Origin of the sequence: Zavarzinia compransoris (genome assembly GCF_003173055.1) — a bacterium.
In the GTDB taxonomy this organism is placed as follows: domain Bacteria; phylum Pseudomonadota; class Alphaproteobacteria; order Zavarziniales; family Zavarziniaceae; genus Zavarzinia; species Zavarzinia compransoris.
In genome coordinates this window covers 86,875-109,745 of sequence record NZ_QGLF01000006.1, presented here as the reverse complement: position 1 = coordinate 109,745, position 22,871 = coordinate 86,875, and the positions used below count along the sequence as shown (strand labels likewise).

The 22,871-nt window shown below is 67.8% G+C and carries 19 protein-coding genes and 1 CRISPR repeat array; of the genes, 4 read left to right on the top strand and 15 right to left on the bottom strand.

Going from position 1 to position 22,871, the window contains the following annotated elements; translation table 11 throughout:
• Positions 1-120: 120 nt before the first annotated feature.
• Positions 121-2,798: direct repeats of the CRISPR family, unit length 32 nt; unit sequence GTTTCGATCCACGCCTCCGTGCGGGAGGCGAC.
• Between the two features lie 184 nt (positions 2,799-2,982).
• From cas2 to DKG75_RS20105, 7 genes are all read right to left on the bottom strand, one after another.
• Positions 2,983-3,273, bottom strand: a complete 291-nt coding sequence (gene cas2, locus DKG75_RS20135; RefSeq protein ID WP_109922988.1) for a CRISPR-associated endonuclease Cas2 — start codon at positions 3,271-3,273, stop codon at positions 2,983-2,985.
• A gap of 3 nt (positions 3,274-3,276) precedes the next feature.
• Positions 3,277-4,317 carry a type I-C CRISPR-associated endonuclease Cas1c gene (gene cas1c / locus DKG75_RS20130; protein WP_109922987.1) on the bottom strand — a complete coding sequence of 347 codons (1,041 nt, stop codon included), beginning with the start codon at positions 4,315-4,317 and terminating at the stop codon, positions 3,277-3,279.
• Positions 4,318-4,330: 13 nt separating this feature from the next.
• Positions 4,331-4,969, bottom strand: a complete 639-nt coding sequence (gene cas4, locus DKG75_RS20125; protein ID WP_109922986.1) for a CRISPR-associated protein Cas4 — start codon at positions 4,967-4,969, stop codon at positions 4,331-4,333.
• Between the two features lie 4 nt (positions 4,970-4,973).
• Complete coding sequence (cas7c, locus tag DKG75_RS20120) at positions 4,974-5,906, bottom strand: type I-C CRISPR-associated protein Cas7/Csd2 (protein WP_109922985.1); 933 nt, start codon at positions 5,904-5,906, stop codon at positions 4,974-4,976.
• The gene (gene cas8c, locus DKG75_RS20115) at positions 5,903-7,672 is read right to left on the bottom strand and encodes a type I-C CRISPR-associated protein Cas8c/Csd1 (protein WP_109922984.1); all 1,770 of its coding nucleotides are present in this window, start codon (positions 7,670-7,672) and stop codon (positions 5,903-5,905) included. Before cas8c ends, cas7c begins: the two co-directional genes overlap by 4 nt.
• Positions 7,669-8,343: a type I-C CRISPR-associated protein Cas5c gene (gene cas5c, locus DKG75_RS20110; protein WP_109922983.1), complete on the bottom strand. Its 675-nt coding sequence runs from the start codon at positions 8,341-8,343 to the stop codon at positions 7,669-7,671. Before cas5c ends, cas8c begins: the two co-directional genes overlap by 4 nt.
• Positions 8,344-8,421: 78 nt before the next feature.
• Positions 8,422-10,812: a CRISPR-associated endonuclease Cas3'' gene (locus DKG75_RS20105; protein ID WP_243746585.1), complete on the bottom strand. Its 2,391-nt coding sequence runs from the start codon at positions 10,810-10,812 to the stop codon at positions 8,422-8,424.
• A gap of 341 nt (positions 10,813-11,153) precedes the next feature.
• Here DKG75_RS20105 and DKG75_RS20100 point away from each other — a divergent pair, with 341 nt between their 5' ends.
• Positions 11,154-11,681: an MFS transporter gene (locus DKG75_RS20100; protein WP_109922982.1), complete on the top strand. Its 528-nt coding sequence runs from the start codon at positions 11,154-11,156 to the stop codon at positions 11,679-11,681.
• 45 nt (positions 11,682-11,726) lie between these two features.
• Here DKG75_RS20100 and DKG75_RS20095 read toward each other — a convergent pair whose 3' ends face one another.
• Entirely contained in the window at positions 11,727-12,854 is a 1,128-nt protein-coding gene (locus DKG75_RS20095; protein WP_109922981.1) for an acyl-CoA dehydrogenase family protein, read from the bottom strand.
• A gap of 2 nt (positions 12,855-12,856) precedes the next feature.
• Positions 12,857-13,642, bottom strand: coding sequence for a class II aldolase/adducin family protein (locus DKG75_RS20090; protein ID WP_109922980.1), 786 nt, complete (start codon positions 13,640-13,642; stop codon positions 12,857-12,859).
• Between the two features lie 166 nt (positions 13,643-13,808).
• Here DKG75_RS20090 and DKG75_RS20085 point away from each other — a divergent pair, with 166 nt between their 5' ends.
• The 3 genes from DKG75_RS20085 to DKG75_RS20075 are packed head-to-tail and all read left to right on the top strand — an operon-like array spanning position 13,809 to position 16,596.
• Positions 13,809-14,897 (top strand): LLM class flavin-dependent oxidoreductase, encoded by a 1,089-nt coding sequence (locus DKG75_RS20085; protein WP_109922979.1) that lies wholly within the window; start codon positions 13,809-13,811, stop codon positions 14,895-14,897.
• 1 nt (position 14,898) lies between these two features.
• Positions 14,899-15,627, top strand: coding sequence for a class II aldolase/adducin family protein (locus DKG75_RS20080; protein WP_109922978.1), 729 nt, complete (start codon positions 14,899-14,901; stop codon positions 15,625-15,627).
• 9 nt (positions 15,628-15,636) lie between these two features.
• Positions 15,637-16,596 carry an NAD(P)-dependent oxidoreductase gene (locus DKG75_RS20075; protein WP_109922977.1) on the top strand — a complete coding sequence of 320 codons (960 nt, stop codon included), beginning with the start codon at positions 15,637-15,639 and terminating at the stop codon, positions 16,594-16,596.
• 3 nt (positions 16,597-16,599) lie between these two features.
• Here DKG75_RS20075 and DKG75_RS20070 read toward each other — a convergent pair whose 3' ends face one another.
• The 6 genes from DKG75_RS20070 to DKG75_RS20045 are packed head-to-tail and all read right to left on the bottom strand — an operon-like array spanning position 16,600 to position 22,868.
• Positions 16,600-17,253, bottom strand: a complete 654-nt coding sequence (locus DKG75_RS20070) for a glutathione S-transferase family protein (RefSeq protein ID WP_109922976.1) — start codon at positions 17,251-17,253, stop codon at positions 16,600-16,602.
• Positions 17,254-17,273: 20 nt separating this feature from the next.
• Entirely contained in the window at positions 17,274-19,418 is a 2,145-nt protein-coding gene (locus DKG75_RS20065) for a rhodanese-like domain-containing protein (RefSeq protein WP_109922975.1), read from the bottom strand.
• Between the two features lie 12 nt (positions 19,419-19,430).
• Positions 19,431-20,108 carry an SDR family oxidoreductase gene (locus DKG75_RS20060; RefSeq protein ID WP_109922974.1) on the bottom strand — a complete coding sequence of 226 codons (678 nt, stop codon included), beginning with the start codon at positions 20,106-20,108 and terminating at the stop codon, positions 19,431-19,433.
• A 3-nt stretch (positions 20,109-20,111) separates the two neighbouring features.
• Complete coding sequence (locus DKG75_RS20055) at positions 20,112-21,113, bottom strand: ABC transporter ATP-binding protein (protein WP_109922973.1); 1,002 nt, start codon at positions 21,111-21,113, stop codon at positions 20,112-20,114.
• On the bottom strand, positions 21,106-22,047 hold the full coding sequence (locus DKG75_RS20050) for an ABC transporter ATP-binding protein (protein WP_109922972.1): 942 nt from the start codon (positions 22,045-22,047) through the stop codon (positions 21,106-21,108). Before DKG75_RS20050 ends, DKG75_RS20055 begins: the two co-directional genes overlap by 8 nt.
• The gene (locus DKG75_RS20045) at positions 22,044-22,868 is read right to left on the bottom strand and encodes an ABC transporter permease (protein ID WP_166646568.1); all 825 of its coding nucleotides are present in this window, start codon (positions 22,866-22,868) and stop codon (positions 22,044-22,046) included. Before DKG75_RS20045 ends, DKG75_RS20050 begins: the two co-directional genes overlap by 4 nt.
• Positions 22,869-22,871 lie beyond the last annotated feature (3 nt).

The window sequence follows — 22,871 nt, the reverse complement described above, 5'->3', positions numbered from 1 at the left end:
CGCTCGGCGCGGGGGCGACGGCCTATGCCTATGATTTCGATGTGAACGAGGAAATCTCGGGTTCGATCACGGTATCGCTGAGGCGACCTTCCTGCGGCGCACTCAATCGCCTGCTGAAAGGTTTCGATCCACGCCTCCGTGCGGGAGGCGACGCTGGGCATGGCAGTGCTGCCAAGGCGATTGATTGTTTCGATCCACGCCTCCGTGCGGGAGGCGACAAGGGGCGGGGGTCGCCATAGGCATCATCCCAAGGGTTTCGATCCACGCCTCCGTGCGGGAGGCGACTTGGTCTCCACGTCCCGCTGCTCCCGGCCGTGGTAGTTTCGATCCACGCCTCCGTGCGGGAGGCGACCGTTGGCGCCGGCGCGCGGCCTCGCGGAATTCGGGGTTTCGATCCACGCCTCCGTGCGGGAGGCGACGAAAATTCCTAACTAACCTGGTGCCGGCGCGCGGTTTCGATCCACGCCTCCGTGCGGGAGGCGACGCCCGACGCCGGCTGAGGACCGGCAGGCAGCGCGTTTCGATCCGCGCCTCCGTGCGGGAGGCGACCGTCACCATGAATTGCCGCCCACGATCCTTCGGCGTTTCGATCCACGCCTCCGTGCGGGAGGCGACCTTGCAATATGGAGTGTCACACGTCGTGTTCGAGGTTTCGATCCACGCCTCCGTGCGGGAGGCGACTTTTCGCCGGCAGCTTTAGCTTTATCTCCGGGGAAGTTTCGATCCACGCCTCCGTGCGGGAGGCGACGCGGGCGCAGTGCTCGATCGCCGACGACCAAGTGGTTTCGATCCACGCCTCCGTGCGGGAGGCGACGGGCGTCCAGCCCCGAGACCTTCACGTTTTCCTGGTTTCGATCCACGCCTCCGTGCGGGAGGCGACTTCCACCGGCCGGACGCGCCGGATTGCTCCTGCGCGTTTCGATCCACGCCTCCGTGCGGGAGGCGACTGCGGCCTATGCCGCCATCCACCAGTTCGGCGGCGTTTCGATCCACGCCTCCGTGCGGGAGGCGACCACCCAGCTACGCGCTTTCTTTCTTCTCGATCCACGTTTCGATCCACGCCTCCGTGCGGGAGGCGACGTTACGGCATCAAGGCGTCGGGTCGCACCACAAAGTTTCGATCCACGCCTCCGTGCGGGAGGCGACCTGGGGCGATCACGCCACCTCGCTGCTCTATCCGTTTCGATTCACGCCTCCGTGCGGGAGGCGACCGACCCTCGATCAGGACGAAAGGGGCGACGGAAGTTTCGATCCACGCCTCCGTGCGGGAGGCGACACTATCACCCGACAAGCAACCCGGGTGGTTTCGGGTTTCGATCCACGCCTCCGTGCGGGAGGCGACCTGGTGAGGTCGGCCGTCCAGGCCAGCGCCTCGGGTTTCGATCCACGCCTCCGTGCGGGAGGCGACCATCATCAAAGTGAGGCGCAATGCTCGCCTCCGAGTTTCGATCCACGCCTCCGTGCGGGAGGCGACGCGGCCATCCAGATCACGGCCGAAAAGCTGGTTGTTTCGATCCACGCCTCCGTGCGGGAGGCGACAGTACGGCGGCCGCCGGCCGCGCAAGCGCTTTGAGTTTCGATCCACGCCTCCGTGCGGGAGGCGACCTGTGGATCTGATCCGCCATCGTAGCGGTTTTACGTTTCGATCCACGCCTCCGTGCGGGAGGCGACCCCTCGTGCATGCCTGGTCATCGATTGACCGGCGGGTTTCGATCCACGCCTCCGTGCGGGAGGCGACCGCTCATCGGGCCGGCTCCGGGGTGACTTCGGGGTTTCGATCCACGCCTCCGTGCGGGAGGCGACTATGCTCTAGGTTTGAAGAGCAAGAAGGCATGAAAGTTTCGATCCACGCCTCCGTGCGGGAGGCGACTTTCGCCGATCGCCTGGATGTAGCGTTCCGGGGAGTTTCGATCCACGCCTCCGTGCGGGAGGCGACCCGCGATCGAGGCGGTTGCCGAATACCTCAAATGGTTTCGATCCACGCCTCCGTGCGGGAGGCGACCTGTGGAGGGGAGGGGCGGCGCGCCGATCTTTACAGTTTCGATCCACGCCTCCGTGCGGGAGGCGACATGGCGAGCAGTGGCTGGGGGGAAGTCGTGCGCTGGTTTCGATCCACGCCTCCGTGCGGGAGGCGACTTGGCAACGAAGGTCTCTTCGGCGGTACCCTCGACGTTTCGATCCACGCCTCCGTGCGGGAGGCGACCTCTGCGTCCGATCCTGGACGAGCGGCGGCCCGCAGTTTCGATCCACGCCTCCGTGCGGGAGGCGACCTGTGCCGGGCTGGGCAGCAGCGGCAAGCGCGGCGTTTCGATCCACGCCTCCGTGCGGGAGGCGACTCACCCGCCGGCTCAAATGGCCGCCAGCCCGGGCGGTTTCGATCCACGCCTCCGTGCGGGAGGCGACGACAGGTTCGACGGCGACGGCCTTTACCTGATCGTTTCGATCCACGCCTCCGTGCGGGAGGCGACCCGCCGCCCGCGCGTGGGCCGATGAGGTCGAGGCGTTTCGATCCACGCCTCCGTGCGGGAGGCGACGTTCAAGGGCACGCAGGTGCTCCAGCCCCAGGCGGTTTCGATCCACGCCTCCGTGCGGGAGGCGACTTGCTGCGGATGTCGTCGATCCACTGGCTGACCTGTTTCGATCCACGCCTCCGTGCGGGAGGCGACGCGGCAGCCGGAGTTGTTCGTGCCCAATCAATCCGGTTTCGATCCACGCCTCCGTGCGGGAGGCGACCGCGGCGAAAATCCTGTTCCGCGGCACTTTGGCGTTTCGATCCACGCCTCCGTGCGGGAGGCGACCGCATACCCATAGCACTATGAGAAACAAACGCTAATGGGCGCTTTCGCGCGAACCGGTGCGCGGTGGTTTGTCGTAGCGGTAGTCGGCGCGAGGTGGTCCATTGCCAACGACTTGAAACAAAAAAAGAAAAAGTCGTGCGCGAACCCTGCGTCGAAGGGCCGATAGATTCGGGTTCGCATGTGGTCAGAACAGCAAGGGGCCGTCCAGGTCCAGGACGGGCTTTGCGCCGACGTGCTCAACTCTGCGTTTCCCGTCTGCGCCCAAGCGGTAAAAACGCAGGCTGTCCTTGTCGATATCGATTTCGGCGATTAGTCGGGCACGCAACATGGCCCATTGAGCGGGGCTCACTTCGCATTCGAAGACCGAGTTCTGGACACGTTGCCCAAAGTCCAGACAGGCTTTCGCCACGCGGCGTAATCGTTTGGATCCCGTTGAGTCCCCGGTATTCACGTCGTAGGCAACGAGCATCAGCATCGGTCATTTCCAGATGAAGGGAGGGTAACCGTCGATGTCGCCACGCAGATGACGGGACAGCAGCAGGGCCTGAACGTGCGGCACCAGTCCCAGCGCCATGTTCTCGCCCAGGAACGGGTGGCGCAATTCACGCTTCTTTCGTTCCTGCCAGGCCACCAGTACGGCCTTTCGGCCTTCGTCGGCGAGGGAGACCGCACCCCCGTCGTCCACCACGAAATCCCGTGCCTTCAGCTGTCCACGGTTGATCAGGGTGAGAGCCAGTCTGTCGGCAAGGACAGGGCGCATTTCTTCCATCAGATCGAGTGCGAGGCCGGCACGACCCGGGCGATCGGCGTGGAGAAAGCCGACCTGCGGATCAAAGCCGACACTTTCCAATGCGGAGCGGCAATCGTGACCCAGCATGGCGTAAAGAAAGGAAAGAAGCGCGTTCACCCGGTCGAGTGGTGGCCGGCGCGAACGGCCGTTGAAGCGAAAGACCGATTTGTCGCCTTGGATCATCGTGTCGAATACATTGAAGTAGGTGAGTGCGGCTTCGCCTTCCATGCCGCGGAGCGTGGCGACATCCCCGGCCACGGATGCACGCCGGGCACTGTGGAACAGCCGCTGTTCGGCAGCTTCGATGGCCGCACGGGCAGTGTCGCTCATCCGGTCACCGTGGTCGCGCAGGGCGCGGCGCAGAACGGTGCGCTGGTTCGCCGTCTTGGCGGCGACGATGCCTTGCACGATCGACAGGGCATGCCCCGGATCATCCGCCAGCCGATATTGGGTCCGACGCAGCAGAACGTTGCCGCTTCGCGGCCCCTCGACACGTGCAAGAAATTTGCCTTCGGGCGACAGGAAGGAGAGCGTGATTCCAGCCTCGGCGCAGGCGGCCATCAAGGCAGGCGACGCACCGGGGCGGCTGAAGCAGACGATGCCGCCGATCATGTGCATCGGCGCGCGGCCCCGCTCGCTGCCATCCACCTCGACGACGATGTTCGCGCCGTCCTTGCGCAGCCAGGCGCCTTCGCTGGTGACATAGATCGTATTAAGGTGACGGCGCATGATCTCCGCCGTTTCAGTCCGCCAATTGTCCGGCAAGCCAGCGGCGGATGACCGGCGGTTTTTCAAGTCGCTCGGGCTGGCAATGGCTGAACAGGGAGCAGTGGCGGCATGCGGGCATGGCACGAGGCTGCGGCGTGAGGGCGCCTGCGATCATCGCGCGTGTTTCGGCGGCGACGTCCTTGGTGAGGCGGCGCAATTCCGCGTCAAAAACGATGCGCTGATGTTTTTTCGTCTGACCGTAGAACAGTGCGCCCTCGGGTATGGTCGTGCCGAACATCTCCTCGAGGCAGAGGGCCTGAGCGCAGAGTTGCACCTCGTCTGCGCGATGTGACTTGGGGCGGCCGCGCTTGTATTCGATGGGATAGGCCACCCCGCCACGAAATTCGACTACATCGGCCTTGCCGGAAAGCCCGAGCGCAAATGAGCGGAGCGTCAGGCCGCGCACCACCCGGACGCCCTGCCGCCGATCGGGCTTGCCGCCGTCAACGCGCTCGTGAAGGAGGCGCCCTTCGGCGGTTGCGCCGTCCTCGGCCCAGATGCGTTCGACATGGATCAGCGCACATTGCCGAGGGCAGAAGAGGTAATGCTGAAGCGCCGAAAGCGGCACCAATGCATCCTCTGCGGCAGGGTCCGGCGGGGGCGGCGCGGTCATCCGGCTATCGCTCGATGATCTCGATGCCGGCGGGAAGATTGGTGCTATCGACCGTTACCTTGTAATCCTCCCATTTGCGCGCGGGCGGCCAATTGTCGATGGCGGGGCTGCCGATCTCCTGCACGGCATCCTGATGCACCCGCCAGGTCTTCACACGGCCGAACAGGCTTTGCGCCTGGGCGTTGCCAAGTGCGCCTGCATGGCGGAAGACGATCAGTTTACGCGTCGCCATCTCGCCCCGTGCGGCAGAGCGATCGTGGTCGAACATGTTCAGGAGTGCCTGCCAAAGCAGTTCCAGATCGTCCTCGGAAAAGCCGGTGCCCTTGACCTTATGCGAGGCAAGCGGCGCGGAGACATAGCCATGCGCACGATAGAGACCATAGGGAACGATATGCTTGCGGCCCATGGTGCGTCCGCCCTTCGCCTCTGCGTCCGCATCTGTCGTCGCGGCCATGCGGGTGATGGAAATCTCCAACGGCAGGATCGGCTCGACCGAACGGGCGAAGGCGAATTGCACCGGCCCGCGCACCTGCCCGGCGTTCACCCCGGTCGACATCACGGCGCCAAAGGTGCGGATATCCCAAAAATTGGCACACATCCAGGCTGTCAACTCGCGGGCCCTGTTCCTGTCCTTGGGCCCGTCCTTCAGCGTCTTGTCGTCTTTCACATCAGGCAGGACGGCGGCCCATGCCCTTTTGTGCTGATTGTTGAGTGTAGCACCCTCGGACATATAAATTTCCTGCCCGGGCGCCTCGCCGCCGACGAGTGCCACATAGTTGCGCACTTTCCGCTTCAGTGCGACGTCCGACACCAGCCCTTGGTTGGTGTCGGGATCCAGGCGCGGCAGGTTGCCCGCATCCGGATCCCCATTGGGATTGCCGTTCGTCACGTCGAAATAGAGGACAAACTCATGGCGGTTGATCACGGGATTGCTCATTCATCGTCCCCTTTTTCAGCGGCTTCGGACGAGGCGGCCTCTTCGGGCCTGCCTTTGAACCGTTCCTTGCGCTGGTGGTAGTAGCCGACGGCGAAACGGCCCTGTTCGGCAAGCGGCAGGGCGCGGGGCAGGTCGAGCGAGAGCTTGTCGAGAATCTCCTCGATCTCGCGTTCGATCCAGCCGCCCTTGCCATCCTTGCGGAGCTTGCCCAGATGGTTCTGGACGCCCCGCAGCAGCAGCGGAAACACCCCCGCGGGTGTTGCCGAGGCGGCACCGAAATAACGGTCGCGGATGGTGGTGTTGGTCTTGCCCAGCGCCATGCGCTGTGCGGCTTCCAGAACCGCGAACAAGCGGCCGAGCTGATAGGCCTTGTTGGGTTCTTCGCGTGCAAGGCTCACAGGCACGTCCTCCTTCTGAAAACGCAAGCGATGGTCGCGGGTCAGCACGGCTCGAATGACAGCGACATGCCAGCCGCTCAAGGGATCGTCGCCGGCGCGCAATCGGATGATCGTGGCGGCAAGCAGGCTTTGCGGGTAGCGCCCGCCCGACAGGACTGCGCGCATCACTTCGCCGGCCAGCAGCGGCGGGATGTTCTTGAACTCCCCCTGCAACGCAATGCTGCGCACAAGCAGGCGGTTGACCGAAGGGGCGGCCCCCCAGCCCTCCGGGGCGGGTTCGAGCTTGAGATCCGAATGGTGCGCCGCCAGCCGGCGGGCGAAGGCGTCGAGGTCGTCCGAAAGCCAGAAGCGCACCGACAGTCGCGCGGCGTTGGGCGACAGGCCGAGCACGTGAAAGCGCGTGCCGTCCTCAATGCCGGGTCGCAATTCGGCAAGCGGGCGACCCTTGGCAACCTTTTCCAGTTCCTCGCGCAGCTTGCGCGCTTCATCGGCATCGGTAATGTCGCCGGCCAGAGCCGCACCGAACCAGCCATCGGCCGCGGCAGCCGCCTTCGCGTTGCCGGCGTCAGCCCAGAAGACGACCGTCGCATCGCCGATCGGGCGGCGGATGCGGTTGGGCCCGTCTCGGGTCAACAGGTGATTTAGCGCTGCGCCGTAGCGGAAGGCAGCCATTTCGCTGGTCGGCGCATTTTCCCCCTGCTCCTTGCCAAGCGAGGCAAAGGCGTCGAGGTTGAAGGACACCAGTGCCGCACCGGCGGTCTGCGCCCCTTCCACGCCCTTGATCGTGGGATGCAGACGTGCGATCGCACTCGGCTCGCCGGTGATCAGGCAAAAGACGTTCTCCTTCTTTCCGTCCTCCGGTTTCGCCTCCACCAGTGCGCGGGCCGCGGGCCGTTCATGCAGGTAGACAGTGTCGCCCTCCAGCCGGAACATGATGTTGGCATCCAGCATCTCGGGCCTGAAGGGCGCCGCGTCGAAACGGGCCGGTGTCCATTTTTCAAGGAAAAGGCGTAACGCGACCAGTCCCTCATCGTTTTGTCCACGCAGCCGAGCCATATGGAAGGCCACAAAGGCCGCGTGCTCCTGTGCTGTTCGCTTATTCTCGCCGGCGGTACGCCCGAGGACATAGGCGGATTTGTCCCACAGGAAGTTGGGCGCGACGCCGACGGTGCGCTTGACCGCGGCCGGGACGACATAGAGTTTCGGCTTGGGATTCTTGCCCGATAGGTCGCGCAAATCCTGGTCGAGAACCGGTTCGCCCTGCCTGTCGAGGATGATGCACCAGCCGAATTTTTCCCGGCTCCAGCCCGGCGCAACCACGTCATCGAGCCGGTGATAGTAGCGGTCGAGCGCCTGGAGGATGGTCATCTGGCGACCTCCACCGCATCGAAGGGAGGCACATCGATCACGCCCCCGTTCATCATCGCGCGGAAAAAACGCGACTCGTTGCGATTATTGGCGAAATCGATGTCGTGCAGCATCCAGCCGAGATCGTCGTCGCGCTTGTCCGGCGGCAGTTCGCAAGGCGGCAGGGGCGCGCCTTCGGGGATCAGCGCGAATTCGGCGGGAAATTCGCGGGTGCCGAGGCAGGGGCGATGAAAGCATTGGCCCAGTTCCGCCCGGCGATTGAACATGCTGATGTGCTTGGCGGGCGTATCCTCGAGCCCGGCCTTTGCGGTCAGGCTGAAGCGTGCCTCGATCACATAGGCGACGTCGATCAGCACCAGCGCGGCCCGCTGTTGCCGATTCTCATCCACCAGAATGCCCAACCCCTCGGTCGTGCCGCGCTTCATCGCACTTGCCGCATTGGCGACGCTCGCCTTGGTGCCTACTTCGTTGCGGCGGATCGACTGGAAGCGGACCGGTTTCAGCACGTGAATGCGATCGACCTGCCACCGGATCGCCGGCTTCCAATGTATGGCTTCGAGAATGCCCCGTGCCGCCGAAGGTGTCATGACGTCATAGCTGACCCTTTCCACCTTCATTTCAGGCCTGGTGAAGCAGGCGCGCTCGCCCCAGACATGCAGCCGAATGCCCATCGGATACTCCTTCCGCCGGCGGGAATGTTCTTTTATTGTTCCGTAATTATCAAGTGTATTTTTCGTTCATGTGTAGCCTCAGGTAATTATGTTGCTCTCGCTTGAGCGCCAGGTGGGATCGTCGAGGCTGAGGCCCAAGTCAGGATCGTAGAGCGAAAGACTTTCCAGCACGACAAAGCGGTCGCCGTAGTCATCCCGGCGGACGGCTTGTGCTGCACCGCTGCCCAGTAGTGCAGCCCGTGTTTTCGCAGGCACCGGGACAGTATATTGCTGCAACTTGCGTTGCGCACCCGCGGGCGGGAAGGGGGCCTGGCGGATTGCGGTGATCACGGCCTTTGCCTCCTCGTCCCGCGGCACGATTACCGGATCCATCACGTCGTCGATCATGCGAAACGCTTGGGCGATGGAAGAAAAGGGGAACTCAAGGCGACGCGTTGTCTCGCTGATCGCCGGAACGATCGGGAACGGCGCGCCCGCCAGGGTGGCCTTGTCCAGCGCCTCGTACCCTTGCTGAAAATAGAGTTCGCGATAATAGCCGGCGATGGCGTCGAGCCCCAGCACATCGAGGCCTTCGCGCCGAAGCAGGTGGCGGGCGGGGCCATAGAAGGCATCGATTGCAGGCGGTATCCTGCGCCCGGCCGGCTCGAAAACGACTGTGCGGCCGAAGCCGTCCAGGTGCCCCTCCCGGTTACATCTTCCGGCGGATTGCGCGATGTTCTGCAGGCCGGCCGCTGCGCGCCATACTTCGGGGAAGTCGACGTCCACGCCGGCCTCGATCAGGCTGGTCGCGACCAAGCGCACGGGGCGCTTGTTCTTCAGGTCCTGCCGCACCTTCGCCAGAACGTCGCGGCGATGCTGTGCGCACATCAGGGTGGTGAGGTGAGCTGCGCCCTCCTGCCCCTGATCGCGGAGCAGGGTGAACAAGTCGCGCGCGTGGGCGCGGCTGTTGACGATGCACAGCATCCGGGGCTGTTCCGCGAAACGGGCGGCGATTTCCTCGTCACTGACGGGGGTGCGCCGCCATTCGACCTTCACGCGTTTCAATTCTTCATAGAGGCCCTTTGGATCGGGCGCGAGTTCACGCTCGTCGGGGATATCCAGCCCTTCGAGCGCACCGCTCTTCGTCCGGGGCAACGCCATGTCCGCCTTGCGCAAGGCCGGCTGGGTCGCGGTACAGAACACGATGCTCGTGCCGTAATTGCGCGCCAGCTCGTCGATCGCTGCCAGGCAGGGACGGAGCAGTTTCACCGGGATCGACTGCGCCTCGTCCAGAATGACGACGCTTCCCGCCAGATTGTGCAGTTTTCGGGCCTTGCTTGTGCGTGCGGCGAACAGGCTCTCGAAGAATTGAACCGCCGTGGTGACGACAATGGGGGCATCCCAGTTCTCCGCATCGCGGCGCAGCTTGGCGAGGCCGGCGGCACCTTCCCCTTCCTCGTCGTCACTTGCGGGCCTGTCCCGGTCCCAGTCGAAGCTGGAATGATGTTCCAGAACCGCGTCGCCGAGCCCGACCTCCTCTCTGAATACCTGTGCCGTCTGCTCGATGATCGACGTGAAGGGAATGACGTAGACGACCCGGCGAAGCCTATGCCTGAGGGCATGTTCCAGCGCGAAGCGGAGCGAGGTCAGCGTCTTGCCGCCACCGGTCGGCACGGTCAGGGTGAAGAGGCCGGGCGGCAGGTCGGCTTTGCCGACGGCATGGTCGAGGATCTTCGAGCGGAGCCGGTTTACCTTGCCGCCGTCACCGCGGGCCTTCGCCCGATGGGCGCGGACGATCTCGAGGTGCTTGGTCTCGACGGTGCCGCCGCGTCCGGGTGGCGTTATACCGCTTGCCGTCGCGTAGAAACGCTCCGTCTCGAGAAAATCGGCGTCGACGAGGCAGGAGAACAGCATGCGGATGAAGAAGGAAAATTCGAATCCCGCCGCGATGCCGTTCGGTTTCAGCTCGGGCAATCCCCGTTTCACCGCCTCGAGATCGGGCAGGTCGGCCACATGCGGTTGCCAGCCGTCATAGGGCTCCACGCCTTTGCCCAGGCGATCGGCGAGACAGGCGCCAACCCCGTCATACCCGGAACCGTTCATCAATCCGCTATGATGTCCGGCAAGCCCGAAGGCCATCAGCCGACCGTAAAGGCCATACAATTGCACCGCTTCTTTGGCGCCGGCCGTACTGTGGTCAGGTCCCTTCGGTCCGCCTGCCTCGCGTGGCCTGCGGATGTAACTCTGGTAGGCGGCAGAGAATTTGCCGATGTCGTGCAGCAAACCCATGGCCAATGCCAGCGTGGATGCGCCGAACCACAAGGCGAATTCAGCCGCCCGTTTCCCGACCGCCGACAGGTGAAGGGACAGCGGCTCCCACGACGTTTCGGGCAGCCCTTCTACCGAATGCGCGAAGCGCCTGGGGAGGGGGGACGTTGTAGACTTTTCTCGCTGGGTCATCGGGGCATCCATCGATGCATTGGCGATCATGCCAGGACCTTATCGAAATCGCATGGATCTTCGGTTGAATCCAGTTCCATCGCCGATTGCGGCAAGCCTCTGGCCGTGGTCGGCGGTAATGGGACGGCGTTGATGTCGATGGCCATCCTGCGCCGGTTGCGGGAGCCGTGCATGGACTGGCGTTACATTGTGCCCGCCGAGCCGATGTAGCAGGCCTTTTTAACGAGCGGTTCCGCTACGCATGTCTGAACGAGACGCTCCGGCTCAGGGGGGCGCTATGGATCGCCTTGAGGCGCGCAGTGACCTTCTCCGGGCTTGCGGTCCGGCTGTGAGCATGACGTCAGGGAGGACGGGGGAGAACGTCTATCTCTATGGCGCCGGAGACAAGACGGGGCGCCGCCGGGGCCGCGGTCTCCGGTGTTGTGGAGTATGTCGTCACCGTCCGGGGCTGGCACAGCGGCTATTTCGGGCTGGCGGGCGGCATCCTGCTGCTGAAGCCCGCCTTGCTGCTGGCCTATACCGCCTATATTTTCGCGATGAACGGCTATTTCCTGCTGTTCCTGACCGATGCGATCTTCTATGCCTTCGTCGTCATTTTCGGACTGGCCTATTCGGCGCCGCTGGTGCTTTTCCCGGTGGTGACGGGCCAGTTGTTCGGCATGCGCCAGTTCGTCACCATCGATGCAACCCTTTGCGTTGCCGCGACCGTGATCGGCGCCAGCGGCGGCGTGATTTCGGGCTGGGTCGCGGATGTCACCGGCAGCTTTGCCTTCGGCTTCCTGCTCAGTGCCGTCCTGCTGGCCGCGGTCATTCCGGTCCAGGGCTGGGCGGTGGTGCGCCGCCGCCCGGTGATCGAGGGGCATTTCGGGGAAGGCGGGGCGAAGGTGCCGGCCCCGTGAACTGCCGGCCGGATCGGCTGCGGCGCGCCGGCCGAACGCCGCCGCTCACACGAGGGCGAAGGCGGCGCGGCCGGCGTTGCCCAGGATCACATCGTCCTGGGGCGTGTGGATCCTGCTGCACAGGACGTCGCGGTAGTGGCGTTCCAGCGGGTTGTGGCGGCTGAGGCCGGGATTGCCGGTCAAATCCAGCCCGATGCGGACCACGTCCACCGCGTTGCGGGTGACGATGTGCTTGGTCAGCGGCACATGCTGGACGTCGATCGCCGTGCCCTGGTCGATCGCCGCAGTCACCCGGTCCAGCAGGGCTTCGTTGGTCAGGAGCAGGGCTTCGATCGTGCCGATCTTCTCCTGCACCCGGGGCAGCGTGGCCAGGGCGGCGCCGAGATTGGCAGGCGTTCGCCGGGCCAGGTAATCGACCAGCCAGTCTCGCGCCGCCCGCGCGATGCCGTCATAGAGCGCGACGGTCAGCGCCGTGCCCCAGGCGACGGCGGCGGGATCGGCGCGCGAGCCGAGGCCCTGCAGGGGCACGGCGAAGTCGGCCGGCACGAAGACATCGGTGAAGACGGTCTCGTGGCTGCCGCTGGCGCGCATGCCCAGGTGGTCCCAGCTTTCGATCACCGAAATGCCGGGCGAGTCCCGGTGCACGACGAAAAGCGTCGCCGCCGGTTCCGGATTGTCGGTCCGGCCGAGAACGATCAGCCATTCGAGGATCGGAATGCCGGTGCTGTAGAGCTTGTGTCCGCTCAGGCGCCAGCCGCCTTCGACGCGGCGCCCGGTCGTCGCAGGCAGGCCGCCCCGCTGGGGGGAGCCGAGTTCGGGCTCGACGAACAGGCCGTTGGCCAGGGCCCCCTTGGTTACGGCATCGCCGCCGACCCGGCGCTTCAGCGCTTCCGGCCAGTGCTCGCCGAGGGCGATGGTCCGCTGGAAATTATATTGCATGCCCAGCAGCAGGGCGGTCGAAGGCTCGCCCCGGGCGACCCAGGAGATCACGCGCCGCGCCGTCGCGAGATCGGCGCCGCCGCCGCCGAGCGCCTTCGGCACGGTCAGGGCGCTGAGGCCGTGCCGGTGCAGGCTGGCGAAATTCTCGAAGGGAAAGCGCGCCTCGCGGTCGTCCGCCGCGGCGCGGGCGGCGAATTCGGCGGCAAGGTCGCGCAGCAACGCGTCGGATACCATGGTCAGGCCCCGGCGAAGGCGGGATCGCGGGCGGCGAGATCTTGCCACAGGGTCAGGAAGCCGTGCAGGCCGATGCGGGGGCTGCCGGTGCGCGCGGCGGTATCGTCGGCGACCGCGGCCTCGATCGGGGCAAGCGTGCCCGCCGCCTCGGCCTGGAGCTGGACCTTGGCGGTATCGTCGAAAGTGATGAACCACCAGGCCGCCGTCTCCACGGTTTCGGCGACCGTCAGCACGCCCCGGTGCTGCACGATCACGGCCTTGTGCCCGGCAAGCGCGGAGGTCACGCCCTGGTTCGTGCCGTTGAAGGGATCGTGCAGCGCATGGTCGCCGTGAAAGGTGCAACTGTCCTGGGTCAGGGGTGCCAGCAGGCGGCCCTGGGTGGCCCAGGCGGCGGTCGCCGGGCTGCGCGCCTCGATCACGGCGTTGACGTCCGGGCGGGCGGCATAGATGGCGGCATGATCGGCGAGGGCGTCCCGGTCCAGGTCGCCGCGGGGCCCGGCCACGGCGCCCGCGCCGTCGGCCAGGATGAAATCGTCCGGCGCCGCCAGGGCGAAGGGCCGGTCCAGGGAATTCACCCAGAAGCGGCCGGGCTCGGCCGGGTCGCGGGTGGAGACATGGCCGGTCGCCCCTTGCCCAAAGCCCCGCCGGTCGAAGATCCGCAGTGCCCCCGCCAGCCGGCGCAGCCGGTGGGCCCGCAGCGCCGGGCCCTCCGCCGGCACGGCCGGGTCCTGCAGCGGAATGGCCCGCCCGGGCCCGATCCGCAGGGGGGCGATGCTGGCGTCACTCATGGGCAATCCTCACGCACGGGCATTTTTCCGGATGGCGACTGGTCGCGATCTGTTCCTTAACGCATTGAACGATCCATATCCTGTTAATTTTTCTAAATTGACGTATCAGGAGTGATTAATGAGGATTTCAACAGTTACGATGTGATTTTTGCATGGGGATCCGTCCATGGCGACCGAATTCATCGGCCTGATCGCCACCCGCGAGGTTTCGGAAATCCATCCGCCACGCGGGCCGCAGGTCGATCCCGATTTCATCGGCCGCATCGCCCGCGCGCATGAGGATGCCGGCTTCGACCGGGTGCTGATCGGCTATGCCAGCACGGCGCCGGACGGCGGGCTGACCGTCGCCCATGCCGCGCGCGAGGTGACGCGCCTGCATTTCCTGCTGGCTCACCGGCCGGGCGTGATCGCCCCGACCCTGGCCGCCCGCCAATTGGCCACGCTGGACCAATTGACCGGCGGGCGCCTTGCCGTCCACATCATTGCCGGCGGGGACGACCGCGAACAGCGCCGCGACGGCGATTACCTGGACCATGCCGCCCGCTACGACCGGGCGGATGAATATATCGGCATCCTGCGCCGCGCCTGGACCGAGGGCGGCGCCTTCGGCCATGCCGGCACGCATTATCGCTTCGAGGATTATAATCCGGCGGTGAAGCCGGTGCAGAAGCCCCATCTGCCGGTCTATTTCGGCGGCGCGTCGGACGCGGCCATCGCCGTCGCCGCCCGGCATGCGGATGTCTATGCCCTTTGGGGCGAGACCAAGGCGCAGGTGGCGGACACCATCGCCCGGGTGCGCGCCGCCGCCGCCCGCCAGGGCCGGCATATTCGCTTCAGCCTGTCGCTGCGCCCGATCCTGGCGGCAACCGAGGCGGCGGCCTGGGAACGGGCGGAACGGATCCGCGCGACCACCCGCCGCCTGCGCGAGGCGGCGGGCCTGCCCGTCGCCGGCCATGCGCCGGCCAATGTCGGCTCCCAGCGCCTGCTGGCCGCCGCCGGCGCGGGCGACCGGCTGGATACGCGGCTGTGGACCGGCGTCGCCGCCCTGACCGGGGCACAGGGCAATTCCACCGCCCTGGTCGGCACCGCCGCCCAGGTGGCCGAGGCCCTGGCCGAGTACCGCGAGCTGGGGGTCGATATCTTCCTGATCCGGGGCTTCGATCCCTTGGCCGATGCCATCGATTACGGCCGCGAACTGATCCCCCTGACCCGCCACCTGATCGCCGAGCGCGAGCGCCTGTCGAAGGCCGGATGACATGACCGATACCGCCGCCGAACGCCTTTCCCGCCAGCGCGATCTTGCGGTCGCGCTCCGCCTCTTCGCCCGCCATGGCTTCGATCTCGGCCTCGCCGGCCATATCACCGCCCGCGATCCCGAATATGCCGATCATTTCTGGGTCAACCCGCTCGCCGTTCACTTCGGCCGGGTGCGGGTGTCCGATCTCCTGCTGGTCAACAGCGAGGGCCGGGTCGTGGTCGGCGAGCGGCCGGTGAATGTCTCCGGCTTCCTGATCCATTCCGCGGTGCATGAGGCGCGGCCGGACGTGATCGGTGCCGCCCATGCCCATTCGCCGAACGGCAAGGCCCTGTCGGCCACCGGCCGCTTGCTGGCTCCGATCACCGAGGATGCCTGTGCTTTTTATGACGATCATGCGCTTTACGACGATTTCCGGGGCGTCGTGCTCGATACCGCCGAGGGCGTGAACATCACGGCGGCGCTGGGCCGCCATAAGGCGGTGATCCTGAAGAACCATGGGCTGCTCACCGCCGGCCCCTCGGTCGCGGCGGCGGCCGGCTGGTTCATCGCGCTGGACGAGGCCGCCCGCATCCAGCTTCGCGCCGAGGCCGCCGGCCCGCCGGTCCCGATCCCGCATCAGGCGGCGCTGGCGCTGGCCACGCGCCTGGGGGCGACCGAGGTGGCGGAACGTGCCTTCCGCCGCGAATATGCCGCCCTGGTCGCGGCCGAGCCCGACGTGCTGCACTGAGGCCGCCCGATGACCGACAGACCCATAATTCTCGCGCATCAATTGAGCGAAGCCTTCGCCCCCCTCATCGAACAGGGCCTGCCGGCAGGGGTCAGGGCCGTGCGCCTGGCGCCGGAGGCCGCCTGGGCGATCCCGCCCGAGGCCGACGTGTTCCTGGCCCTGCCGGCCGGCACCGCCGCCTTCCGGACGCCGGCCGAGCCGCCGCCGGGCTGGCCGTTCAACATCCGCTGGGTCCAGGCCATCGGCACCGGCATCGACGATTATCCGCGCTGGCTGTTCGACGTGCCCCAGGCGACCAGTGCCCGGGGCGCCACCTCGGTGCAGATCGCGGAATTCGTCATCGCCAGCCTGCTGGCGGTGGAAAAGGCCCTGCCGGGGCTTTGGATCGACAAGGCGGCGGACTGGAGATACCGCCCGCTCGGCACGCTGGACGGCAAGACCCTGGGCCTGATCGGCTTCGGCTCGATCGGCCGGGCGGTCGCGGTGCGGGCCCTGCCGTTCGGCCTCCGCGTGCTGGCCAGCCGCCGGGGCCCGCAGGGCCCCGATCTCGACGGCGTGATTGCCGCCGATCTCGACACCGTGCTGGCCGAGGCGGACCATCTGGTGATCGCGGCCCCCCTGACCGCCGAGACGCGCGGCTTGCTCGACGCGGGCAGGCTGGCGCGGACCAGGCCCGGGGTTCATATCGTCAATGTCGCCCGGGGTGCCATCATCGACCAGGAGGCGCTGGTCGCCGCCCTCGATTCAGGGCAGGTGGGCTTTGCCTCCCTCGATGTGACGGAGCCGGAGCCGCTGCCCGCGGGCCATCCCCTCTACGCCCATCCGAAGGTTCATCTCTCGCCCCATCTGTCCTGGGCCGGGACGGCGGTCCCGCTGTCCGGCGTGCGCGACATCCTGGCCGAGAACCTGCGCCGTTTCCGCGCGGGCCGCCCGCTGATCAATCCGATCGACCGGGCGGCCGGCTACTGAACCTCAGGCGGTGGCGCGCTGCGGCGGGGTCTCGAGCAATCCTTCCTGGCGCAGCGCGGCCAGGGTCGCGGGGCGTTGCAGCAGCCGCTCCACCTGGGCGGTCCAGGCCGGATAGGCCGTCGGATCGACACCGATCCGGGATGTCCAGCGATAGAAGACATAGGCGTAAGGATCGGCCGCGCTGTAATCGTCGCCGAGCAGCCAGGGCCCGCCATGGGCGAAGCGGGACTCGATGTCGGCAAGGGCGGCGCGCACCCGGCCCGGGCCGTCCCGGCGCAGGGCTTCGACCGCCGGCTGATCGTCGGTGAAACGCGCGCCCCGGAAGACCTGGGCGTAATGGATATGCACCGTGCTGGCGAGGAAACTCAGAAGTTCCAGCGCCTTGCCCAGCTTCACCGGGTCGGCCGGCAGCAGGCGGGCGGCGGGATAGGCGCCGGCGATATAGCTGTGGATGCCGATGCATTCGGTGATCACCGTGCTGCCCACCACCAGCGCCGGCACCCGGCCGCGCGGGTTGATCGCGCGGTATTCGGGCTTCAATTGCTCGCCGTCGGCAAGGGAGACGGGCACCGCCTTATAGTCGGCCCCCGCCTCCTCAAGCGCGATATGAACGCCGAGAGAGCAGGCACCAGGGGCATAGTAGAACATCAGGGACATGATCGCCCGTTCCTTCGCTGTCAGATAACGTAGAAGCCGTGGGTTCCGTCGCGCCGCAATTGCTCGACGAGGCCGAATTCCCAATCCAGATAGGCCTGCATCGCCTCGACCGGGTTGTCCGTGCCCTCATAGGGCCGGCGGTAGACATCGTCGAAGGGCGAAAGCGCCGGCTCCGCCCCGCTTTCGAGCGGCAGCCCGGCGGCGATCCAGGCGGCCGTGCCGCCGTCGAGGACGGTGACCGTCGCCCCGGCGGCGGCGATCTCCGCGGCGGCGAAACGGGCGAGATCGCCGTCGGGCGAGGTCAGCACGATCTCCCCCGCCAGCCGGCCCGGCAGGTCCAGCCCGGCCCGCGCCCGGATCAGGAACTGCGCGCCGGGAATATGGCCGCGCCGGAACGCGGGGCTGGGCGCGAGGTCGATCAGGGTGACACCGCCCGCTTCCAGTCTGGCCCGGAGTGTCGCGGGCGGCAGGGCCGCCACGGCCGGCGGCGGCGGGCGCAGCGGCCGGCGGTCGCCGGTCTCGGTCAGGTCCGCCGGGGGCACCGGTCCGAGCACGGCCACGTCCCAGCCCAGTTGCGCCAGCCATGAGGCGGTCATGTCCGCCCGCACGCCCTCGGTATCGAACAGGACGAGACGCGCGCCCCGGACCGGCGCCCAATGGTCGGTCTCCTGCACCAATTGCCCGCCGGGCGCGGAGAGGAAGCCGGGCAGGTGGCCGGCGCGATATTCCTCCGGCGTGCGGACGTCGAGGCGATAGAGCGTCCGCCCCCGGTCGAGGCCGGCGAGATCGAGGCCGGTGCGGTCGATCCAGCGCACCCCGGCGCGATAGGCGACGGCGCGGGCGGCGGCCCGGGCCTCGGCCTTGGCCGCCTCGTCCACTTCGGGGAAGCGGCGCTGCTGGCCGCGGTCCAGGGTGAAGCCGGCCAGGGTCCAGCCGATGGTGCCGTTGCGAAGGGCATAGACCGGGTTCGGCAGGCCGGCGTTCACCAGCGACTGCGCGCCGATCAGGCTGCGCGTGCGGCCGGCGCAATTGACGATCACCGTGGTCGCGGGATCGGGGGCGAGGCTTGCCGCCCTCAGCACCAGTTCGGCGCCGGGCACGCTGATGCCGGTCGGGATGCTCATGGTGCTGTATTCCTCGAAGCGGCGGGAATCGAGGATGACCACATCCTTGCCGGCATCGAGCAGGGCCTTCACCTCGGGCGCGGGCAGGGACGGGGTGTGGACGCGGGATTCGACCAGTTCGCCGAACGCCTTGGACGGCACGTTGACGTCGCGGAAGATCTCGCCCCCGGCCGCGCGCCAGCCGTCGAGACCGCCCGCCAGCGCCCGGACGTTGCCATAGCCGAGCGCGGCCAGGCGCTCGATCGCGACGGGCGCCAGGCTGCCGTCCGCGTCGTAGACGACGATCGGGGTCTCGCGCCGGGGCACCCGGTCGAAGATTTCGAGTTCGAGCCGCGACAGCGGCAGCGAGGCGGCGAACAGCGGGTGCGCCTCGGCGAAGGGGCCTTCCTCGCGAAGGTCGAGAAGGGCGATCTCCAGCCCCGCCGACAGCGTCTGGCGGACCTCATGGGGGGTGGCGTCCAGGGTGAAGGGGCGGGTTTCGCCGTCGTTGGAATAGCCGGAGACGAAGAGCTTGCGCCCCCCCTCCGGCGGATAGACCCAGCGCCGGACCGCGCCGATGTCGGCGCCGTAAACATGGATGCTGACCGAGACGCGGTCGTCATGGGCGTTGGAAACGCGGTGGATATCGCCGGTCTCGGGCCCGACCGCCTCGACCGTGCCCGGGGTCAGCCGGGTCGCGGCGTTGCCGGGCACCGGCACGCCGTTCGGATCGATGGCGAAACTCTCCGAGATTTCGGTGCCGCGCAGCATGCCGATCAGGCCCCAGACCGTATGGTCGTGGATCGGCGTCGATTGGCCCGGACCCCAGACGAAGCTGACGATGGAAAACAGCCCGTCCGGATCGCGGTAGAGCAGGAACTGGCGATAGCGCAGGGGATCGGGCCGGGCGAAGGCGTCGGGCAGCCAGTCGTCCCGGGCGATCAACTCGCGCAGCAGCGGGCCGCCCTCGCGGATGGCCCGGTCCTCGTCGAGGCCGCGGCGGGCCAGGGGCGTGAAGGCTTCGATGAATTGCTTCAGGCGGGGGGGAATGGTGGTCGTCATGCCGTCCTCCCGTTACCAGGGCAATTCCTGGCCGCGATAGTCGAGGTAGCGGGTGCCGCCGCCCGCGTTGGCCTCGATCGTGTCGGCGAGGCCGCGGACGCTGGTCTCGATGTCGATGGCGGCATTGGGGCCGCCCATGTCGGTGCGCACCCAGCCGGGATGCAGCAGAAGGAAGGCCTGCTCGCCCTGCTTGTGGCGCAGGGCGAGGCTGATCACCAGGCTGTTCAGCGCCGCCTTGCTGGCCCGGTAGATTTCGAGCGTGCCGTTGGCGTTCAGCGTATTGCTGCCCAGGATCGAACTGAGGAAGGCCAGCGTGCCGCCCGGCCGCACCCGCTCGATCAGGGCATCGGCCAGGCGCACCGGGCTGTGGGCATTGGTCAGGAAGACGCGGGCGGCCTCGTCGGGTTCCGTTTCGGCCGCCGTCCGGTCGGTTGGGCCGGAAACGCCGGCATTGACCAGCAGGACGTCCAGGGTTTCCTGCGCCAGCTTGTGCCGCAGGGCGTCCAGCGCCGCGCCATCGTCGATGTCCAGGATCTCGACCTGAAGGTCGGGGGAGGCGGGCAGGGCGGCCCGCGCGCCGGTATCGCGGATGGTGGCGATCACCCGCCAGCCCCGCCCCAGGTATTCGCGCGTGAGGCCGAGGCCCAGGCCGCGCGAGGCGCCGATGATCAGGATGACGGGCTTGCTCATGACTTACCTTCCATTCCGGGCGATCCGGGGACATTCCGCGAGGGCGGGGGCGGCGGCCAGTTCGCCGGGGTAGAAGCAGGCCACCGCCCGGCCGCCGTCTTGCGGGGCGAGAGGGGGAGAGTGCAGCCGGCATCGAGGGCGCGCAACCGGGCAGCGCGGGTGAAAGGCGCAGCCCGCCGGCGGCGAGAGCGGCGAGGGCGGATCGCCGGCCAGCACGATGCGTTCCCGTCCGGCCGCTTTGGCGGCGGGGCTCGCGGCGATCAGGGCGGCGGTATAGGGATGCTGGGGGGCGGCGACCACCGCCGCGGTCGGCCCGCTTTCCACCACCCGGCCCAGGTACATGACCACGGTCCGGTCGGTCATCCGGTGCAGCAGGGCGAGATCATGGGTGATCAGCAGATAGGCGACGCCGGTTTCCGCCCTGATGTCCTGCAACAGGTTCACGATCTGGGCCTGGATCGACACATCGAGGGCGGAGACCGGCTCGTCCGCGACCACGAGATCGGGCGACAGCGCCAGGGCGCGGGCAATGGCGATGCGCTGGCGCTGGCCGCCGGAGAATTGGGAGGGCAGGCGTTTCGCGGCGTCGGCCGGCAGGCCGACCTTGGCCAGCAGGTCGCGGACCCTTGCGGCGATGGCATCGCGCCGGCCCCAGCCATGGGCGACCAGCGGTTCGGCGATGATGCGCTCCACGGTCCAGCGCGGATCGAGGCTGCCATAGGGATCCTGGAACACCATCTGGACCCGCCGGCGCAACGCGCGCAGCCCGCGTTCCGGGGCATGGGTGATGTCCTGCCCGGCGAAATGCAGGCTGCCCGCCGCCGGCCGGTGGACGCGCAGCAGGGCCAGCGCCGCGCTGGTCTTGCCCGAGCCGGATTCGCCGACGAGGCCGACCGCCTCGCCCCGGTGCACGGCGATCGAGACGTCGTCGAGCGCCTTGAACGGCCGGCCGCCCAGGCGAAAGCCCAGGTGCAGGTGACGGGCTTCCAGCAGGATCTCAGGCATGGAGCGGGTTCCAGCAGGCAAAGGCGTGGTCCGGCGCGCCGAGGGCAAGGGGCGCTGCCGCACAGGCGGCGCTGGCCCGGCCGCAGCGGGCGGCGAAGGCGCAGCCGGCGATGGCCTGATCGGCCGGCGGCGGCGCGCCCGGAATGGGGATGAGGCGGGCCGGCCCGTCCAGCCGGGGCACGAGGTCGACCAGGGCGGCGGCATAGGGATGGCGCGGCCGGCGCAGGATCGCCTCGGTCGGGCCGATCTCGACGATGCGGCCATGGTACATGACCGCGATCCGGTCGCAGACTTCGGCGGCGACACCGAAATCATGCGTGATCAGGACGGTGGCGGCGCGCCGCGCGTGCTGCTTCAGAAGGGCGAGGACCTGCAATTGCACCGTGGCGTCGAGGGCGGTGGTCGGCTCGTCCGCGATCAGCACCTCCGGGTCGTTGGCCAGGGCGAGGGCGATCATCGCCCGCTGGCGCAGCCCGCCGGACAATTGATGGGGATAGGCATCGAGCAGCGCCGCGGGCGCCGGGATGCCGGCCGCGCCCAGGGCTTCCGCCGCGATGCCGCGGGCGGCGCGGCGGCTGGTCTTCTGGTGCCGGCGGATGCTTTCGGCCAGTTGCGCGCCGATGGTGCGCACCGGGTTGAGGCTGCTGGCCGAATCCTGGAACACCATGGCGATGCGCCGGCCGCGCAGGCGGTTCAGCCCGCGTTCCGGCAGGCCCAGCAGGTCGGCATCGCCGAGGCGGATGCTGCCCTCGGCCCGGACCGCCGCCGGCAGCAGGCCCATGACCGCCAGGGCGGTCAGGGTCTTGCCCGAACCGGATTCGCCGACGATGCCGAGGGTTTCCTGGGGCGCCAGCGACAGGCTGATGCCGTCCACCAGCGTGCTCCGGCCGATCCGGACCGAAAGGCCGCGGATGTCGAGTGCGGCGGCGGTCATCGCGCCCGCGCCTTGATGCCGTGGCGCCGGGCGATGCCGTCGCCGATCAGGTTGGCGGCGACCACGATGGCGACGATGGCGCCGGCCGGCACCACCAGCATCTGGGGCGCCTTGAACAGATATTGCCGGCTTTCCGCCAGCATGGTGCCCCAGGCCGGCTGGTTCACCGGCGCGCCGATGCCGAGGAAGGAAAGGGCCGCCTCGGCGATCAGCATGTCCGCCAGGTGGAAGGCGAGGACGACCGCAAGCGTCGGCCCCAGCGCGGGCAGGACATGGCCGAGCAGCACGGCAAGGCGCGAGGTGCCCGAAAGCCGGGCCGCCAGGACATAGGGCCGGGCCATCAGGCTCCGCCCCTCGGCATAGGTGACGCGGGCGAAGACCGGCCAGTTCAGCAGTCCGAGGGTGAGCACCAGGGGCAGGAAGCCCTGCCCGATCACGGCGATGACGCAGATCGCGATGACGAGGCCGGGAAAGGCGACCACCGTATTGACCGCCTGAAGGACGACGGCGCGCGCCGCCCCCTCCCGCTCGGCGGCGATCAGGCCGAGGGCGATCCCGATGACGGCCGAGATCGCGGTCGCCGCCACGGCACAGGTGACGGACCAGCCGACGCCGGCCAGCACCCGCGACAGCAGGTCCCGGCCCAGGTGATCGGTGCCCAGCCAATGGGCGCCGGCGCCGATCGGCTTGAAGCGGTCGCGCAACTGGCCGACGGCGGGATCGAAGGGTTCGATCCAGGGCCCGGCGACGAGCAGGGCGAGGAACAGCAGCGCGATGCCGAGGCCGGCGGCGAGTTCGATGGCGGCGAGACCCTTCCTCATGGC

What these genes read in the sequence shown, in the direction of transcription:
- DKG75_RS20085 (WP_109922979.1), top strand. Translation starts at nt 13,809, where the DNA reads ATGGCGACCGAATTCATCGGCCTGATCGCCACCCGCGAGGTTTCGGAA.
- DKG75_RS20100 (WP_109922982.1), top strand. Translation starts at nt 11,154, where the DNA reads ATGGCGCCGGAGACAAGACGGGGCGCCGCCGGGGCCGCGGTCTCCGGT.
- cas1c (WP_109922987.1), bottom strand. Translation starts at nt 4,317, where the DNA reads ATGCGCCGTCACCTTAATACGATCTATGTCACCAGCGAAGGCGCCTGG.
- DKG75_RS20080 (WP_109922978.1), top strand. Translation starts at nt 14,899, where the DNA reads ATGACCGATACCGCCGCCGAACGCCTTTCCCGCCAGCGCGATCTTGCG.
- DKG75_RS20090 (WP_109922980.1), bottom strand. Translation starts at nt 13,642, where the DNA reads ATGAGTGACGCCAGCATCGCCCCCCTGCGGATCGGGCCCGGGCGGGCC.
- cas7c (WP_109922985.1), bottom strand. Translation starts at nt 5,906, where the DNA reads ATGAGCAATCCCGTGATCAACCGCCATGAGTTTGTCCTCTATTTCGAC.
- DKG75_RS20075 (WP_109922977.1), top strand. Translation starts at nt 15,637, where the DNA reads ATGACCGACAGACCCATAATTCTCGCGCATCAATTGAGCGAAGCCTTC.
- DKG75_RS20045 (WP_166646568.1), bottom strand. Translation starts at nt 22,868, where the DNA reads ATGAGGAAGGGTCTCGCCGCCATCGAACTCGCCGCCGGCCTCGGCATC.
- cas8c (WP_109922984.1), bottom strand. Translation starts at nt 7,672, where the DNA reads ATGACCATCCTCCAGGCGCTCGACCGCTACTATCACCGGCTCGATGAC.
- DKG75_RS20070 (WP_109922976.1), bottom strand. Translation starts at nt 17,253, where the DNA reads ATGTCCCTGATGTTCTACTATGCCCCTGGTGCCTGCTCTCTCGGCGTT.
- DKG75_RS20105 (WP_243746585.1), bottom strand. Translation starts at nt 10,812, where the DNA reads ATGATCGCCAATGCATCGATGGATGCCCCGATGACCCAGCGAGAAAAG.
- DKG75_RS20095 (WP_109922981.1), bottom strand. Translation starts at nt 12,854, where the DNA reads ATGGTATCCGACGCGTTGCTGCGCGACCTTGCCGCCGAATTCGCCGCC.
- cas5c (WP_109922983.1), bottom strand. Translation starts at nt 8,343, where the DNA reads ATGGGCATTCGGCTGCATGTCTGGGGCGAGCGCGCCTGCTTCACCAGG.
- DKG75_RS20055 (WP_109922973.1), bottom strand. Translation starts at nt 21,113, where the DNA reads ATGCCTGAGATCCTGCTGGAAGCCCGTCACCTGCACCTGGGCTTTCGC.
- DKG75_RS20050 (WP_109922972.1), bottom strand. Translation starts at nt 22,047, where the DNA reads ATGACCGCCGCCGCACTCGACATCCGCGGCCTTTCGGTCCGGATCGGC.
- DKG75_RS20060 (WP_109922974.1), bottom strand. Translation starts at nt 20,108, where the DNA reads ATGAGCAAGCCCGTCATCCTGATCATCGGCGCCTCGCGCGGCCTGGGC.
- cas4 (WP_109922986.1), bottom strand. Translation starts at nt 4,969, where the DNA reads ATGACCGCGCCGCCCCCGCCGGACCCTGCCGCAGAGGATGCATTGGTG.
- DKG75_RS20065 (WP_109922975.1), bottom strand. Translation starts at nt 19,418, where the DNA reads ATGACGACCACCATTCCCCCCCGCCTGAAGCAATTCATCGAAGCCTTC.
- cas2 (WP_109922988.1), bottom strand. Translation starts at nt 3,273, where the DNA reads ATGCTGATGCTCGTTGCCTACGACGTGAATACCGGGGACTCAACGGGA.